13 protein-coding genes are annotated in these 17,915 nt (G+C 39.9%); all 13 read right to left on the reverse strand.

Annotated features, from left to right (window positions below; translation table 11 throughout):
- Positions 1 to 3: 3 nt before the first annotated feature.
- Positions 4 to 969, reverse strand: a complete 966-nt coding sequence (locus tag BLR54_RS08520; protein WP_090419555.1) for a carbohydrate ABC transporter permease — start codon at positions 967 to 969, stop codon at positions 4 to 6.
- A gap of 13 nt (positions 970 to 982) precedes the next feature.
- Positions 983 to 1,903 carry an ABC transporter permease gene (locus tag BLR54_RS08525; RefSeq protein ID WP_090419558.1) on the reverse strand — a complete coding sequence of 307 codons (921 nt, stop codon included), beginning with the start codon at positions 1,901 to 1,903 and terminating at the stop codon, positions 983 to 985.
- Positions 1,904 to 2,000: 97 nt separating this feature from the next.
- Entirely contained in the window at positions 2,001 to 3,689 is a 1,689-nt protein-coding gene (locus BLR54_RS08530) for an extracellular solute-binding protein (protein WP_090419560.1), read from the reverse strand.
- Positions 3,690 to 3,811: 122 nt separating this feature from the next.
- Entirely contained in the window at positions 3,812 to 5,392 is a 1,581-nt protein-coding gene (locus BLR54_RS08535; RefSeq protein ID WP_090419563.1) for a response regulator transcription factor, read from the reverse strand.
- Positions 5,392 to 6,999 carry a sensor histidine kinase gene (locus BLR54_RS08540; protein WP_090419566.1) on the reverse strand — a complete coding sequence of 536 codons (1,608 nt, stop codon included), beginning with the start codon at positions 6,997 to 6,999 and terminating at the stop codon, positions 5,392 to 5,394. The genes BLR54_RS08535 and BLR54_RS08540 overlap by 1 nt, the downstream gene beginning before the upstream one ends.
- A 19-nt stretch (positions 7,000 to 7,018) precedes the next feature.
- The gene (locus BLR54_RS08545) at positions 7,019 to 8,572 is read right to left on the reverse strand and encodes a glycoside hydrolase family 43 protein (protein WP_090419568.1); all 1,554 of its coding nucleotides are present in this window, start codon (positions 8,570 to 8,572) and stop codon (positions 7,019 to 7,021) included.
- Positions 8,573 to 8,739: 167 nt separating this feature from the next.
- Positions 8,740 to 10,443, reverse strand: a complete 1,704-nt coding sequence (locus tag BLR54_RS08550; RefSeq protein WP_242871222.1) for an SGNH/GDSL hydrolase family protein — start codon at positions 10,441 to 10,443, stop codon at positions 8,740 to 8,742.
- Positions 10,444 to 10,456: 13 nt separating this feature from the next.
- Positions 10,457 to 12,598, reverse strand: a complete 2,142-nt coding sequence (locus BLR54_RS08555) for a glycoside hydrolase family 3 C-terminal domain-containing protein (RefSeq protein WP_090419571.1) — start codon at positions 12,596 to 12,598, stop codon at positions 10,457 to 10,459.
- On the reverse strand, positions 12,570 to 13,223 hold the full coding sequence (locus BLR54_RS08560; protein WP_090419574.1) for a DUF624 domain-containing protein: 654 nt from the start codon (positions 13,221 to 13,223) through the stop codon (positions 12,570 to 12,572). Before BLR54_RS08560 ends, BLR54_RS08555 begins: the two co-directional genes overlap by 29 nt.
- A gap of 157 nt (positions 13,224 to 13,380) precedes the next feature.
- A complete protein-coding gene (locus BLR54_RS08565) occupies positions 13,381 to 15,048 on the reverse strand; it encodes a type 2 periplasmic-binding domain-containing protein (RefSeq protein WP_090419578.1) in 1,668 nt (555 codons plus the stop codon).
- Positions 15,049 to 15,123: 75 nt separating this feature from the next.
- The gene (locus BLR54_RS08570; protein ID WP_242871223.1) at positions 15,124 to 16,089 is read right to left on the reverse strand and encodes a carbohydrate ABC transporter permease; all 966 of its coding nucleotides are present in this window, start codon (positions 16,087 to 16,089) and stop codon (positions 15,124 to 15,126) included.
- Between the two features lie 11 nt (positions 16,090 to 16,100).
- Complete coding sequence (locus tag BLR54_RS08575) at positions 16,101 to 17,060, reverse strand: ABC transporter permease (RefSeq protein ID WP_090419581.1); 960 nt, start codon at positions 17,058 to 17,060, stop codon at positions 16,101 to 16,103.
- A gap of 146 nt (positions 17,061 to 17,206) precedes the next feature.
- Positions 17,207 to 17,887, reverse strand: a complete 681-nt coding sequence (locus tag BLR54_RS08580) for a GntR family transcriptional regulator (RefSeq protein ID WP_090419584.1) — start codon at positions 17,885 to 17,887, stop codon at positions 17,207 to 17,209.
- Positions 17,888 to 17,915: the final 28 nt, after the last annotated feature.

Raw genomic sequence — 17,915 nt, forward strand, 5'->3', positions numbered from 1 at the left:
TAATTACTCTTTAACGCCACCAAGTGTAAGTCCTGTTACGAAGTACTTCTGAAGGAATGGATAAATACAAATGATTGGTAACATTGTAACAATTGTGGCTGCAGCTCTGACAGAGGTAGGGGTTACAGAGCCTTCGCCAGCATTCTTCATGGCTTCTGCAGATGAGCTCTGGTTTGAAACTGAAGAAAGGAGCTTCATTAACTCATACTGTAAGGTTGTGTACTGAGAAGCCATTCTGTTGTAAAGCATTGCATCGAACCATGAGTTCCACTGACCTACTGCTACGAAGAGTGCTACAGTTGCGTATACTGGCTTACATAGTGGAGAAATAATCTTTAGGAAAATAGTTGTGTAACCAGCACCGTCAAGCTGTGCAGACTCTTCCAAGCTGTCAGGGATGCCTCGCATGTAGGTTCTTATAACAAGCATGTTAAAGGCAGAAATCATTCCTGGAATAATGTAAACTGCAAAACTGTTTGTAAGTCCTAGGGATTTAAAAAGGAGGAATGTAGGGATCAATCCGCCATTAACATACATTGTAATTACCCAAAACAACGATACCTGCTTAGCGAAGATGAAATTCTTACGGCTAACGATAAATGCAAGTATTGCGTTGGTAACAAGTGCAAGGAGTGTTCCAAGGATTGTTCTTGAAACTGTGATGAATGCACCTGTAACAAGGTTATCTTTTGCTAATACTGTTTCATAGTTCTTCATAGTGAACACACGAGGAATTAAATAGATACCGCCTCTAAGTGCATCTGTACCATCATTTAAAGAAACAGCTAATGTGTTTAATACTGGGTAAAGTGTAACGACTACAAATATAATCATGAAAAGTCCGTTACAAATTCTGAAGGCCAAATCAGCGCCTGAAATCTTTTTACGTTTTTTAGCTTTCACTTTAGTTACCTCCTTACTTTCGGTGGTACCGGCAAAGCTAACTAGTGAACTACTTGTCTGATCCATTTTCTTCGCCTCCTTAGAATAATCTCTCTTCACCGTGTTTCTTAGCAATATGATTGAAGAACACAATGAGAATGATAGAAACAACACTCTTGAAAATACCTGCGGCTGTACCGATTGAGTAATCACCCTGGCTGATACCCCATTTCAAAACGTAGATATCAATTGTCTGTGATACGTTCTGTACAAGACCATTTCCAAGTAAGTACTGAATTTCGAAACCTGCATTAAGTACGTTACCTACGTTCATAAGAAGAAGAATCATAATTGTTGGCTTGATTCCTGGAAGTGTAACGTTCTTAATCTTTGCCCATCTACCAGCACCGTCGATTGAAGCTGCTTCATAAAGTGATGGGTCGATAGAAGTAATTGCTGCTAAATATATAATTGCATTCCAGCCTGTTTCCTTCCAAACATTAGCGAAAGCAACAATTGGCCAGAAGTATTTTTCATGTGCAAAAAAGTTGATTGGCTGTGAAATTGTGCCAAAATGCATTAAAAGTGTATTGATGATACCTGTTCCCGAAAGAGCATCATGAAGAATACCTGTAACGATGATCCATGAAAGGAAGTGAGGTAAATATGAAATTGTCTGAACTACTTTCTTTCCGCCCTTGCTAGCCATTTCATTTAAGAGAATAGCAAATAAAATAGCCATGAAGAAGGTTACTGCCAAGTTGATAACACCCATTGCTAAAGTGTTACGAATTACTCTTAAGAAAGTTACATCTGAGAATAAAAGCTTGAACTTTCCAAGTCCGATAAACTCTGAATGTAAAAGACCTGTAACTGGCTTATAGTTTTGGAATGCCATGAGCCAACCTACAAGTGGAGCATAATAGAAAACAATACCATAGATTGTGATTGCTGCTGCCCAGAAAAGAAGTATCTTCTGGTGCTTTATATCCACCATGTTAAAAGACTTTTTTTGCGTCATAATGTCCTCCCAATTACTTTAAAACGCCCGATTTTTGATATAAATATAGCAGGGCACAAGCAGAACCGGCCCTGCTATATGGGTATTTCAACAATTATTATTTCTTTTTAGAACCACCCTCATACTTAGCAGCTTCTTCAACTCTTCTCTCGAGCTCTGTCTGCATTTCTGAGATGAAGTCTTCTGGCTTACACTCTTCATATACGCCCATGTACTCGTTCCAGCCCTTCTCAAAGTCTTCTGACATAACTACCTTTGGAAGATACTGGTGCTTAATCTCACCCATCTTAGCCCAAGCTGTTCCACCTGGTGTAGATGTTGTCATTGTGCTTGAGTATGTGTACATTGGATACCATGGACCTGGAGCTTCTGATGTACCAAGCATCTCTACGTATGTCTGAGCTCCATATGCCTCGAAGCACTTCTTGATTGGCTCTGAAAGACCATCGAAGAATTCCTGCTCCTGTCCGTCTGACTTCATAGCATTCTTACCATCACGGCTTGTTCCAGAATACTGTGGGAAGTATGAGTATGAACAAACGTGTGAAGCCTTGTAAGCTGTATCAGCCTGCTGCTTTCTCATCTCTGGTGTTCTGTAGTACATTCCGTCGTCGCCAACCTTGTAATCTACATCCTTAACACCCCAGAATCTTAAATCATGAATATCCTGATCAAGAAGGTCATTTACGAACTGAAGTGCACCCTCTACATCCTGGCATGATGTTGTAATTGCAAGACCTGAAGAAACATTAAGAACTCCGCCTGAGTTGTGCCACTGGTTCTTCATACCCTTCTCAATTGTGATTGGAAGTGGAACATACTGGCAACCCTTCTCATCAAGACCAGCTGACTTGATAGCATCTTCAGCTGTGTATGCGAAATCCCACCACTGATCGATCATACCAAGTACACGACCTGAAGAAAGCTTTGCAATGTACTCATCATATGTCTGTGTGAATGACTCAGGATCTACGATACCCTTCTTGTACTCCTCGTTTAACTTCTGGAAGTACTTCTTAGCTGTTGGTGTTGTGTTGTAATCAACAATCTTCATTGTATCTGGATCTACGATAACTGATCCATCGTTTGGATAACCATCAAGGAATTCTGGTGCATTCTCTAAGCAGAAATATCTCCAGTCATCACAAAGGATTGTGTAAGGGATATTCTCTGTACCATCATCCATTGTTGGGTTTTCCTTGTTGTAAGACTCGATAAGATCGAAGTACTCATCCATTGTCTCAATCTTTGGATATCCAGCCCACTCAAGAACTCTTGCCTGAATCCAGAATGCTTCATCGTTATGTGTACAAGCACGCTCTTCTCCGTAGATGTTAGAGAACTGTGGAATCCAATAGATATGTCCATCGCTCTGACGAAGTGCATCCCACTCCTGCTCTGTAAAGTACTCCTTAATGTTTGGATACTTATCAATGTAATCATCAAGTGCTACAAGAGCGCCTGCCTCATACATCTGAACTGAACCACTACCAGCTTCAACGAAGTCAGGATACTCGCCACCAGCGATAAGTGTACCAACTGCTTCCTCAGCTGTCTGACCTGTAAGCCATGTCTCCTTAACCTTGCAGCCAGTCTTCTCAGCGATAATCTGCTGAATCTCGTTGTCGTCGTTGATTTCTGAACCTGGTACTGCAAAGAATGCTGTAAACTCCTTGATACCGTCCTTGTTAACTGCTCCGCCGCTGCCTGCTGTCTTACCGCATCCAGCAAACATGCTAGAGAGCATTGCAGCGCAAAGTACAGCGCTTACAATTTTCTTTTTCATAAATAACCCTCCTATATAATCTCCGGAACTTATGTCCCTTTCGTATGATAGTATTCTATGTCTTTTTGTGAAGTAAAACATCGGAGAAAGTATAGAAAAAAGGGGGTGAAATTTTAAAAATTTCACCCGCCTTTTTTATACTTTGTAGGTGTGCATCCCATGGCTTCGATAAACTTGTTTACAAAGTAGTCTGAGTCTTTGTAGCCAACGGCTTCTGCCACCTCATATATTTTCATATCGGTTTTACGAAGTAGGCGTGCGGCCTCCTCGATTCGTTTTCTGTTAAGATAATCCTTGAAGGAACAGCCGTATTTCTTTCTGAAAAGCTGGCCTAAATATGCAGAATTTACAAAGTACTTTTCACTTAAATCCTTAAGGGTAAGATTTGATGCGTAGTTCTTTTTAATCTCCTCTTCCACATCACCAAGAACACCTCTTGATACGTTTTTACGAAGCTGAGATAAATACTCTCCATAAGCATATGACATTCTGCAAAGGTGAGTCTTTCCACCACGGCTAATACCTTCCTCTGAAGTCGTCTCAGAAATAATACGAAGAATCTCTTCCTGGTTTACAGAGCTATCAAGCTCAGTAGCAAGATGAATCAGCTGAAACAAAAGATAATTGATATTAAGGTTCATAGTTGAACCTGTAACACCTGTCTTTTGCATTTCTTCATAAAAGTCATCTACGCATTTACGAATTTCAACATGCTCTCCACGTTCGATAGCGGCTATCAGTGCATCCAATTCCTTTTTACAAATAATAAGACCGCTTTCTCCAACCTTGTATTCTTCCTCGTAGAAGTAGATATTTTTCTTTTCTCTAAAGCCCTGGAGAGAATGAAGCATGTTTGCAGTACCGTAAGACTTTGAAATGTTTCTGATTCCACTTACGTTCTTTCCTACCAACATGGTGATTGGAAGATTTGTGTTTGCCACCAAGTAATCCAGAAACTCCTTCAGATAATCCTTATCAGTGCACTGAAGTCGCTTACTCATTGAATCATTGTAGATGAAACCAATATCAAAAACCTGCTCACTATTTGAAATATCCCTTATACAGAAAATCTCGTCATCCTTAAGATATTCACAAGCTGCAGAATAAATCTTCGCCAACTGAATCTTTTTATCATCATCTAAGGCTTCGTCATTGCAAAGCTCATCATCAAGCTGTATCTCCACATAGCAAAGGTCATCACCTAAAGTGGTTTGCTTTGCAATATAGTCTATATCGTTTACATCATATTTTCCGCTTAACAAACGCATAAGAGTGCGTTCCATATAAGCCTTTTCCTTTTTCAAAACATCCTGCTTTCGGGATGCCTTTTCAACATTTAAGGCTGAAACCTTCTCCAAGATAGAAAGTAGTTGCTCCTTCTCAACAGGCTTTAATATATAATCTGTACAATCATATCTAAGAGCTTCCTGAGCATAGCTGAACTCAGCAAAACCACTTAGAATGACAAAATATACATCCTTTTTCAACTCTGTTCTAAGAGCCTTTAACAGTTCAAGACCTGTCATAACCGGCATCTTGATATCTGCAATTACAAGATCCACTGGGTAGTCCTTGATATAATCAAGAGCTTCCTTTCCATTGCTGGCAGTGGAAATATGATAGCCCGCCTTCTCCCAATCAATAAGTAACTGTAAGCCTTGGAGAATAAAAGGCTCATCATCAACTAATAACACTTCTAACATTAAATTAACCCCTTTAAATATATAACCGGTACCCTTATTTGTACTAGTGTACCAGTTCCAGGTTCAGAATCCAAATCAAAGGAAGCCTCTTCATCTGATATCATCTTCAATCGAAGACATGCATTTATTATGCCAACTCTACCCTTTTCCTTGAGCATCTCAATATTGGCAAAACGCATCTTTCGAAGTAGATTTCTGCTTTCCTCTTCTCCCATTCCGTTTCCTGTATCTTCAATCTCCATTGTGAGAAACTCTCCATCTGAAGATATTCTAACGAAAATCCAACCTGGTGTAATTTTACTTTCAATTCCATGTACACAGGCGTTTTCTACGAACGTTACTATAGTAAGCTTTGGAACCAATAAATTCAAGCATTCTGGCTCAACATCTATATCAAATGATAATCTATCCCCAAAACGATACTTCTGTAATTCCAAATACGCCTTTACGAATTCAAGTTCCTTCTCAATGGAAACTTCATCTTCATTCCACTCTGTATATTGACGTTGAAGCTTGGCAAGCCTCTCTACCATTTCAGAGGTCTCAGTTTCCTGTTTTAGAAGTGAATGCATTCGAATACTTTCAAGTGCATTAAACAGGAAATGCGGATTAATTTGACTATGAAGCGCAAGTAGCTCCGCATTCTTTTTTGCCACAACTGTCTGCTGCTCTTTAAGCTTATTCTTATAAGCTGTACCCATAAGATTACTTACGAAAAGTGGAAGCACCAGGTTAATTACAAGCAGTAAAATAAACTGATACCATTTTCCCTTCATAATGCTAATCAAAGGATTAGTATTATTTATGATTTCAATACTAAGTTCCTGACCATATAGCTTGAATTCCTGAGTGAAAGCAATCTTATTAATATCCTTCTTATCAGCATAGTCTTTATTAACATTACTATACTTACTATTAGACATTATCACCTTGGTGCTATCACAGATATATGCTCGATTTTCATAGTTCAAGTTTGAAAGACTATCAGCACATTTTCCATAGTCAATTATAACAAGCACAAAATTGTTGGAAGTGTTGTTGTAATAATTCAGACGCTGGAAGTAATAAATAGTTCTGGCAGTCTGTCCATCTGCTGTCTTTCTTCTTCCAAAGTAAAGCCCCTTGTTTCTGCCAGAGGCCTCCATATATTTATACCAGTCACTTTCATAAGCCTGGCTAAGTTTCTGAAATTCGCCACCGTTTGTAATTGTATCGTTATCCAAATAAATTGAAAATTTAAGACCTGACTGACCCTCTACTAATTTAAGAAGAGTGTCATCAAAGAATTTCTGATATGCATTATAATATTCAAGATTTGAATCGTATTTACGATTTAAAAAATCGTCTACGTACAAACTGCTGTACAGAGCATTACCAAGCTTTGCAGCCTGGTCTATCTGATTAGTAAAAGTGTAATTGATGGCGTTGGCCTCATTCTCCATTATGTGCTCTTGAGAAGCATGCTCTGCACGATAAATTCCAGATACAACAAGAGTATCTGACACAATAATTGGGATTATAACAAAAACAATATAGAATAATACTAATCTCTTTTTTGTGTTTGTCTTTTCAATTATTCTGCCAATCCTTGAACTAATACCAGCCATCAATTCCACCTAATTATTCTTATATACTTTTTTCCAGAGTGAGCCATGCAAAATCACAGTGATTCTGACTTGGCTTTCCATTTGAAGAAGTGTACATACCAACTGTACATCCTACAAAGCCACCGGCCTCCTCTGTTGTGTAAGGTAATAAATCAATGTCAGCCTCTAAAAGAATATGCTTATTATTCTCAATCAAATAAGCCTCAGCCTTCTGATTTTCTACCTTAAGTTCTAAAGTAATAATCTCCCCTTTCACTGGAAGGCTTCCGCCAACCTGTTCCTGACCTTTAACAGTCTTTCTAATCTGAAGCTTTCTTTCTCCGCCTCGGTTTACAATTTCCAGTGACAAATGGTTTGCGTGATTTTGGAATAAAACAATACCACCACACTCATCTTCATTTGCAGGGGTAAAATCAACTCCTGCATTTACTTTAAAGGAATAATCCTTCTGACGCAATCCTAAAAATGAAGGATAACAAGTATCCTCTGCCCTTTCAGGACGTGTATATAATCTTAAGAAACCTGGACGTTCCTTCAAAGAATAAATATCTTCATTTCTCTTTTCGATTCCAACCAGTCTCTGGTCAAGCTCTTCTGTATAGAAATGTAGCTGATCACTCCACTCATTTTCCGCTGGAAATTCGTGCTCTTCAAATGGAAGAACTACCTCATCCTCAAGCTTTCCAACGCCTGGATTAATAACTGGCCATCCCTCTTCCCATACAACCTTTGCAAGGAATGTCTCACGGCCAATGCTACAGTGCTTTTCACAAGGACGAGAAGCAAGCATTACTATGTACCAGTTGCCATCCTTGTCATCCACAAGATCACCGTGGCCAGCATAGATAATTGGGTAATCCTTACCAAGATTTCTGTGAGAGAAAATTGGATTTCTTGGACATCCCTCGAACCATGCAAAAAGCTCCTTTGAACGAGCTACTGAAATTGCATGCTCTGGACCAGTACCGCCCTCTGCGTGAAGAAGATAATAATAGCCATCCTTCTTGTAAAGATGTGGACCTTCTGGCCAAATTACATCCTTAACAGCGCCCTTCCAAATTGCCATGGACTCGCCAACGAGCTTCATGGTGTTAAGATCAAGCTCCTGTACCCAGATTTCCCAATCTCCATTGTAACGTACTCCCTCAGGATTTGGACGAGTACCAACATAATAACATCTATCGTCATCATCAAAGAAAAGTGATGGATCAATACCAGGTGCATCTTCTCCAAGATAATATGGATCCGACCATGGTCCCTTAGGGTCCTTTGCTGTTACTACAAAGTTTCCTCCGTGGCTAACATTTGTAGTAATCATATAATAAGTTCCTTTATGTTCTCTAATTGTTGGAGCAAAAATTCCTCTTGAGATTTCGCCGCTAACTGGAAGCTGGCTTTCTCTATCAAGCACATGTCCTATTTGCTCCCAGTGTGCCAAATCCTTGCTGTGAAAGATTGGAACACCTGGGGCGTATACAAAGCTTGAGCAAACAATATAGTAGTCGTCTCCCACTCGGCATGCCGAAGGGTCAGGGTAGAACCCTTTAAGTATTGGGTTGTGTGCAGTTACCATAATATACCTCCTGCCAGCAGACCTTAAATTTCACATGCTCCCGCAAGGCATCTCCCATATCAGTGCATGGGTCCCCCCGCCGGTGTGGGCCCCATCCCATGCACTGTATGGTGCCCCCTTGCTCGCGCAGCCATGTTTTTCTTGTCTGCTGTCTATTTTTATATTTATTATCTTACAAGTCCGAATCCTAATATGGTGAACTTGTTACGTACGACGTCTGGGTCTACGACAACCTTGACGTGGTGTTTTGCGGTTACGGTTTCATCGATTACGATGAGTGGATTGCAGTGGCACCAGCGGTTTACGTATGGATCTAAATCACGAACGAATTTGTCGTCTACGTATACTTTTGCTGTGGCTGCATCAACTTCACCTGAGTCTTTCATTACAAGCACAAGCGCTTTGCACTCCACATCCATTTCGAAAGGTTCTGTGCTTCCCTTGCCGCCATCATACATCCAGTTGTTAGGAAGCTGTGGTGTAAGATGTAAGTCCATATCTCTTTCTACTGACTGAAGAACATCATCCGTATATACGAATCCGCCTTCCTTAATCTGGACAAGATTTATGTTATCCTTCTTGTCCACAAGGATTACATCATCAAAGGTATTTCCAATTGCTGGTGCATCTTCAAAACGTGGATCATAAGACTCATCAGCCCCCTTTTCAATAGCAAGCTTCATTATGTTAATCAAAGTGTCAGCCATGATTGTATGTCCAAGATTTGTTGGATGGAACATATCATAAAAATACTGATGCTTTGTAAGAATACGATTATCTCTATCATAGAACTGAGGTGTAACTGCATCCTTTACACTTGCCATTGGAAGGTCATATCTAAAACCAACAGGAGCAAGACGATCCTGAAGATTATAGTCATCCGCAAATACGGAGAACATAAGAAGAACTGCAGGATTGTTAGGAAGCTTTAAAGCACGTCTTACTAAGCTTTCATAGCAATTGCCCTTTGTCTCATCTCCTTCATCATTTACTGCAAATTCGATAACAACAATGTCAGGAGTAACAGCTCCATCTTCAAGTACATCTCTATCAAAACGAAGCATACCAAGCTCTGAAGGTGTACCCCCTACACCTGCTTTGTGATAATGAATGTTGTCACCATCCCCCATAAGCTTTTTAAAACCTAAGAAAGACTTATAAGCATAACATTCTGTGTTGATTGGTGTAGCCCCCGCACCTTGAGTGATGGAACCTCCAATATAGCTGATGTGAACCTCTTCACCAGCCTTGGCTTTGCTTACCACATCCATAAGGCGTTTTGTATTTCCAAGATTTACCAATGAACGGTCTATCATTTCCTTGTATTCCTTAGAATTTGTATCAACAGGCTTTTCCTCAAGCTGAGGTGGAGCCTCAAAACCATCATTCAAGAAAAATCTTACAGAAAGAAAAGCCTTCTGCTCAGGAGCATCTGTATGAATACGAATCTGACCAGGAACATCATCATCCTCTGTCCAATCAATATCCTTCATGTAGATTCTTTCTTCCTGAGAGTTTGTTGATACATCGCAGATAAGATTTGCACCACCGCCGTACAAATCCTCCTTGCCGTACATTTGAAAAACAAACTCTGCCTGCTTGTCCTTATCATCCATTTCAACAGAAACACCTACAGAATGAACTAGCTCTTTAAAACCATCTACTGTTTCCATAAGCTTGAGAATATGCTCATCTGTTACATTTCCTGTAAAGGTAGCTGAGCTAATTAATCGTCCATCACTCTGATATAGAAAAGAAACACCCTTGCCCTCCTCATCAGACTGAGTAAAGATTTCCTTGTCTTTTATGATGTAAAAATATGGGCGATTCTTCTCAGGATCTGTTGGTGCTTTTGCGATTTGCATTTCCATTACATTATTCCTCCTAGTATTCTACTTCAGTAACTTCACCTGACAACTTCACTGTGAATTCATCGCATTTTCTTCCTGTGAGCTCTGCACTTCTAGCATCTGGCTGCTGGCCGCCAACAAAGATTTTGAATTCACCAGGTTCAACGATACATTTTCCCTTTTCATCTATGATTGCAAAATCACGAGCTGAAAGCTCAAAGCTTACCTCCATTGATTCCCCAGGAAGTAGTTCAACATTTGCAATCTTTCTAAGTGTGAAGTTAGCAACTCTTGTGCTGGCCTCCACATCCTTTACATAAAGCTGTACTGCTTCATGTCCCTCGAAGTCTCCAGCATTTTTCACATTAACCTTAACTGTAAATGTATCTCCAATGCTTCCCTCATTTTTATCAATAGAAGCATCTGTATATTCAAACTTAGAATAGCTTAAGCCGTATCCAAATGGATAAAGTGGTGTACCCTTGAAATATCTGTAGGTACGACCTTCCATAGAGTAGTCCTCAAAGGCAGGCAAATCAGCATCTGACTTGTAGAAGGTAAGAGGAAGTTTTCCTGATGGAGTGTCCTCGCCGAAGAGCACCTGCGCAACAGCCTTTCCACCTCTAGCTCCTGGATACCAGCAATGAATTATCGCATTTACGTTTTCATTAGCCCAGCTTAAATCCATAGCAGAACCAGCAAGTACCAACAAGATAACTGGCTTACCAATTGCTGTGACAGCCTCCACTAAATCCTGCTGCACACCTGGAAGTCTAAGTCCTTTCTTATCACCACTACCAAATTCATTTCCGGCATCACCTTCTTCTCCTTCGATGGTGGCATCAAGTCCCATACAAAGCACAACAACATCTGATTGTTCCGCTACTGTCAGCGCTTCAGCGAAGCCATCCTTTGCCTCGCAAAGTCCCTGAAGTCTATCCTTCCAAAGATGTGCACCTTCTGCATAAAGAACTCTAACATCCTCATCTACATATCTCTGGATACCCTCAAGAACTGTAATATATTCCGAAGATGTACCCTCATAATTTCCAACAAGAGCAATTCTTGAATTAGCATTTGGTCCGATTACACCAATAGTCTTAAGTGAGTCCTTCTTAAGTGGAAGTGTTCCATCATTTTTAAGAAGAACCATACTTCTTTTAGCTGCCTCTATAGCAAGCTCCTTGTGCTCCTTACACTCAACCACATCATAAGAAATATCATCATACTTGCTTCCTCTTTCAGGAAGAGTTCCAAGACGAAGTCGAAGCTCAATTAATCTCTCGCAAGACTCTGTAATTGTCTCTTCTGTAACAAGTCCTGCCTTGTAGGCATAAATTAACTTTTCATATACACAACCGCAGTTCAAATCGCATCCGTTATTAACAGCAAGAGCTGCTGATTCCACTTCACAGGTGGTTACCTTATGATTCTCGTGGAAATCCTTTATTGCCCAGCAGTCTGAAACAATGTGACCTTCAAATCCCCAGTCGCCTCTTAAAATATCCTTTAAAAGACGTTTACTTCCGCAGGCTGGCTCACCGTTTACGCGATTGTAAGCGCCCATCACAGACTCTACCTTTGCATCCTGTACAAGACGCTTAAAGGCATAAAGATATGTGTCATATAAATCCTGCTCATTAACCTTGGCATCAAAGTGATGTCTGTCTGCCTCTGGTCCAGAGTGAACTGCAAAATGCTTTGCACAAGCCGCAGCTTTTGGATTGTCTAAATCTGGTCCCTGGAGACCTTTTACATAGGCCATTCCAAGCTGACCTGTAAGATATGGATCTTCACCGTAGGTCTCATGTCCTCTTCCCCAACGTGGGTCACGGAAGATATTTACATTTGGAGCCCAGAAAGTAAGCCCCTTATAAATATCTCTATCATCATGCTTTGATGCCTCGTTAAACTTTGCACGTCCTTCAGTAGAAGTTGCATCACCAATTTGCTCTACCAAATCTTCATCAAATGTTGCTCCCAATCCAATTGCCTGTGGGAACACTGTGGCAACACCAGCTCGTGCAACTCCATGAAGTGCTTCGTTCCACCAGTTGTATCTTGGAATGCCGAGTCTATCAATAGCCTCAGCATGATACAGCATCTGAGAGCACTTCTCCTCTATTGTCATCTGCGATACTAATTCCTTAGCACGCTTCATAGTCTCCTGATTCATTACTAACCTTATCCTCCTTGTTAAGCATTTCTAATTGCTTGTTAAATTCTTTGCTTATGTAATAAAGGGTTACTGTTGTACAAAGCAACCATATTGCTAACCCCCACTGGATGTACCATGCACAAACTACATATGGTAAAAATGTAACGATAAAAATCAAAATCATTCTTGGTAAATTCAAAAGAGCCATTACCATGGATGCCTTAAAAAGCTCTTTTAAAGTCACCTTGTATCTAGCTTCAAAAGGAAACATACAATAAGCCACTGACCATACCACAAAAGTAAGAAGGCCAAGACCGACCTTAAGAATAAAAGGCATACTAGCTCCTCTTCCATAAAGTACGTTATACCAATCAAAGGCAAGAATTACTCCAACAGCCAAGATAATCATCCAGGCTCCTGTAACCTGTATGAAATTATCCTTAAAGGACTTAAAATAGCTCTTTACCGCACTTGGTTCCTCGCCTCGAGAAATCTTCATTGCTGTATAAAATTTTGCAGTATGTGCTGCTCCTAATGTGATAATTGGAATAGACAACAGAAGGGTTAACAAATTAATGATGATATAATCTGTCACCTTGCTAAGAAACTCCATTACTTCACTATCTGGTCGAAAGAAATTCATAATCTCACTCTCCTATTCTTTCACTATAGTGAGTATTTTATGAAATCTTGCTACTAACATCTACTGACAAAATTAAGATATTAACAGGAAAAAGTATAGGGCTGAGAATCCATAAAATTCTCAGCCCTACCCGTAATTGTTATTTAGATTTTAAGGATTACTCAACTGATGTTGAATCACCATATACTGCCTCAAACTTCTGAGTTCTTTCATCCATAATAGCCTGACCGCCAGATGCAAGATAATCCTCAAGGGCATTATCCCAAACCTTATCGAAATCAGATTCCTTAGCTGCAAGAGCTGTATCATAAACAACATCTCTCTTTGAACCAAGAGCCTCGCCCATACCGTTCTCAGCAAGAACTTCAGGAACCTTTACATTCTTTGCAATCTTGTTATCAGTAGCTGCAATATCAAGTGCCTTCTGAACATCCTCAGGATCACATGATGGATAGCTGTGAGCTAATGAAAGAAGTGTAAGGTCCTCATCACCAAGTGAAAGACCATTACATGTGATTGTGTAGTCAATGTTGTTACCAGAGTTCATAATAGGGTCGCCTGTAGCTGGAATAAGCTCAATAGCGCCATCCTCAAGAACCTTATGTGTTACACCCTCATCACCAATCTGTAAGTACTTGATGTGCTCTGGAGCAGAAATCCAATCAAGGTAAAGAAGTGATGCAAGTGGCTCATCATTTGTTGATGGGAAGAAGATCTTTCTATCACCAGCTGTTGAGTCAACATACTTAAGGTGCTTTCCTTCTGAGTTTTCGAAGCAGTCAACTGCTACATACTTAGCATCATCGCCAACGATTCTCTTAAGGTTAGCCTGGATTGAATCATCACCACTACGGAAAGGATAATCCCAGTTGTGCTGGAAGGCACCAACATAACCAGCCTTCATCATATCATCCTCTGTAGAGTCACCAGCTGTGTAAAGTGCGAAATCCTTCCAAAGAAGACCTTCGTTGTACCACTTGTTAAGTGTCTTCATAGCTTCCTTTGTGCCCTTCTGTGTAAGCTTTCTGTCATCGAAGCCGTTGATGTAGAATTCCTTATCTGTAATCTTTGGATCCATCTCTGACTCAATAAGAAGTGCTGCTCTCCAGCCTACATCAAATGAAACTGAGAATGGAACCATCTTGTCTGCATCCTTGCCAAGGAGCTCCTTAGCGTTGTCGCGGAATGCGCAAATGCAGTTGTAGAACTCTTCCTTTGTTGTTGGCTCTTCAAGACCAAGCTTATCAAGCCAATCCTTTCTCATGAAAGTGTTGATACGTCTGTTGTTAGCACGCTTACCTTCAATTGCCCAAAGTGTACCCTTCTCATCATCTAAATCCCAATAGATGTTTGTATCGCCAAGCCAATCCTGAAGGTTTGTAAGCTCGCTACCATACTGATCCATAAGTGGCTTTAAGTCTGTAACACCACCCATGTTAGCGTATGTCTGAATTGTTGGATATGAATATGTAAGGCAGATATCTGGAGCTCCGCCTGAAGCAAGAAGGTTGTTGATTTCTTCTGTCTCTGTCCAACGTGGAACTGATACGAATTCAACCTCTACGTTGTGATCCTCAAGCATTCCCTTCTTGATGTACTCTGTGTACATGTTGTCTGTTGGATCTGTACCACCATCGTTTCCTCTGTCGTAAACCTCAACAGTGATGTGCTTTGTCTCTGTGAACTTGCCATCTACAAGCTCTGACGAACCTGATGATGCGCCATCAGATGAGCTCTTTGAACCGCTACCAGAAGAGCTGCCACATGCTACCATGCTAAGTCCCATAGTAGCTGCAAGCACAAATGCTACAATTCTTTTTTTCATTAGTATGCCTCCCAATTTTTAATTAATTAGTTCTTTATAAATTAAATAAGCTTTATGCTTAAGTAATTCCCGCCATCATTCTTTAACAGCACCCAAGGTAACACCATGGATGAAGTACTTCTGTAAGAATGGATAGATACAAAGGATTGGAATCGTTGAGAACATAACGATTGCAGCCTTAAGTGATTCAGAAAGACCAGGTGTTGAGAAGCCTTCCTGTGTAGCTACCTCTACAGAGTTCATGTTGTTAAGAATGTTGTAAAGTAAAAGCTGTAATGGATAAAAATCCTTGTTCTTCATATACATCAAAGCATCTGAATAACCGTTCCATCTTCCTACTGCATAGAACAAAGCAAGTGTTGCGATAACCGGCTTTGAAAGTGGTAAGTAAATGCTCCACAAAATTCTAAAGAAGCTTGCGCCATCGATTTCAGCTGACTCTCTAAGTGAATCTGGGATTCCATAGAAGAAGCTTCGCATGATAATCATGTTGTAAACACTTAAGCAACCTGGAACAATAAGTACCAATGGATTATCAAGAAGGTTTAACTCCTTCATAAGCAAGTAGTTTGGAATAGTACCTGCGTTGAAGAACATTGTTATTGTAATTACTACGTTAAAGAAGGAACGTCCCTTTAACTTGTTGAAGATTAAAGGATACGCACAAAGTACTGTCATAGTTAGTGAAAGGAAGGTACAAATCACTGTAAGGATTACTGTCCATACAAAGGATTTGATGTACTTTGGATCTCCTAAAACTGTCATGTATGCATCAATATTGATGCCCTTTGGTAAAAGATAAACCTCTCTTCTAACTAAGAAGTCAGAAGCTGAAAGGGAACGTGCCAAAAGGTTTATCATAGGTATTACACAGATAAGTCCGATGATTACACAGATCGCTACAAAAACTACATCTCCTGCTTTTGTGCTATCTGATTTAACCATTCTTGTAATAGATGAATCCTCATCCTCTTTTTTCTTAGAAAGTGCAAAGCCTTTTGCGTTTAATTTTCCTCTAGTCATTGCTAATCCTCTTGCCATCTTTACACCTCCTACCAAATACCGCGCTCGCCAAGTCTACGTGAGAGCCAATTTGCAAAGAGAAGGAAGAATACTCCTACTACTGACTGGAACAAACCAACTGCAGTGGTAAGTGAGAACTGCAAGCCCTTAATACCGTTTTTATAAACGAAAGTTGAAATAACTTCTGCGTTCTGCATTACAAGGTTGTTCTGTAAAGCAAATGGTCTATCAAAAGCTGAACCCAAGATATTACCCAAGGCCATAATAAGAAGAACTACAATTGTGCCCTTGATACCAGGTAGAGTAATGTGCCACATCTTGCGGAAACGTCCTGCTCCATCAACTGAAGCTGCCTCGTATAATTCAGGAGAAATTCCTGCAATTGCTGCTAAGTAAATAATTGAGTTCCAACCAAAGCTCTGCCAAATTCCAAGGAAGATATATGTTCCTACCCATTTACCAGGATCATTAAGGAATGGTACCGCCTCGCCGCCAAGCTTTGTAATAAGCATATTTACAAGACCGTTGCTTGGTGCAAAAAGCTGAATTGCCAAACCGTAAATGATAACCCATGAAAGGAAATGTGGCATGTAAGCGATTGTCTGGATTGTCTTTTTAAACCACTTAATATTCAACTCATTAAGGATTAATGCAAAGATAATTGGAATGGGGAATCCAATTACTAAATCCAAAAGGTTAAGAGAAATTGTATTTCTCAATGCATTTAAGAAATCCCTATTGTGAAAAGCCTGAATAAAATACTGGAAGCCGTGGTTGTCGGCCCATGGCATTTCTGAGACTTTTTGAACAATACTGTACTTCTTGAAAGCAATAAGTACGTATTTCATTGGGATGTACTTGAAAACCAGAAGATATACCATTGGCAAAAGCAATAACAAATACAATTGCCAGTATCTCTTGAAGTAGGCTTTCCAGTTTGTTTTCTCAGCCGTTGCCACTGCTGAGTTTCCTGCTGCAATAACTTTCATTTCTGTCCTCCACTTTTTTCTTGTAAACTAGTATACAAGTATATTAGTTTTTAGTAGGACAAAAATCTATTCTAAAAAAACAACCAAAATGCCATAGACATTTTGGTTGTTTCAAACTAATTATTTGGTTTTCTAATACATTCTTGCTAAGTATTTTCGAAAAATTGCGGATAGGTTTTAATAAGCTCCTCCTGATCCACTCTGTAACGATTAAGATGCTTCTCTACAATCTCTCTTGCTTTAGCTTTATCCTTATCTTTTATTGCTTTAAGCATGATTCTATGATCATCCACAATCTTTTTATCTTTTACAGTGAGCATTGCCAACGTACGAACCCTATCAAAATGAATCATAAGGCTTCGACGCATATGATGGATAGTCTCCTTCTTTGCAGCAACATAAATCATTCTATGGAATTCATTATCAAGCTCAAAAATCTTCTGAGTGTTGTCCTTTTCAAGATAGAATTCCTGCAGAGCTATATTTTCTTCTAACTGCTTTATATCATCTTCTGTGGCCAGGTCACAGGCCTCCTCAATAACAGCAATATCAAGAACCTTTCGTAAGAAAACTGCTTCCTCCACATACTGAGCATTAATCAAGGATACATAGCTTCCTCGCTGTGGATATATCTCTATAAGTGCTGCCTTATGAAGCTCCTGTATTGCCTCCCTAACTGGGGTTCGGCTAACGCCAAGAAAAGAAGATATTTCATTTTCACTAATGGCTTGGCCAGGCTCTAAAGCTGTAGACTGAATGTTTTCAGTTATTGCTCTAAGGGCGTATTCTCTGGCTGTCTCAAGTCCTAATCTTTCAATTTTTTCCATTGAAAACTCCAATTGACTCAAACATTGG

This window comes from Pseudobutyrivibrio sp. YE44 (assembly GCF_900104335.1).
Classification (GTDB): domain Bacteria; phylum Bacillota; class Clostridia; order Lachnospirales; family Lachnospiraceae; genus Pseudobutyrivibrio.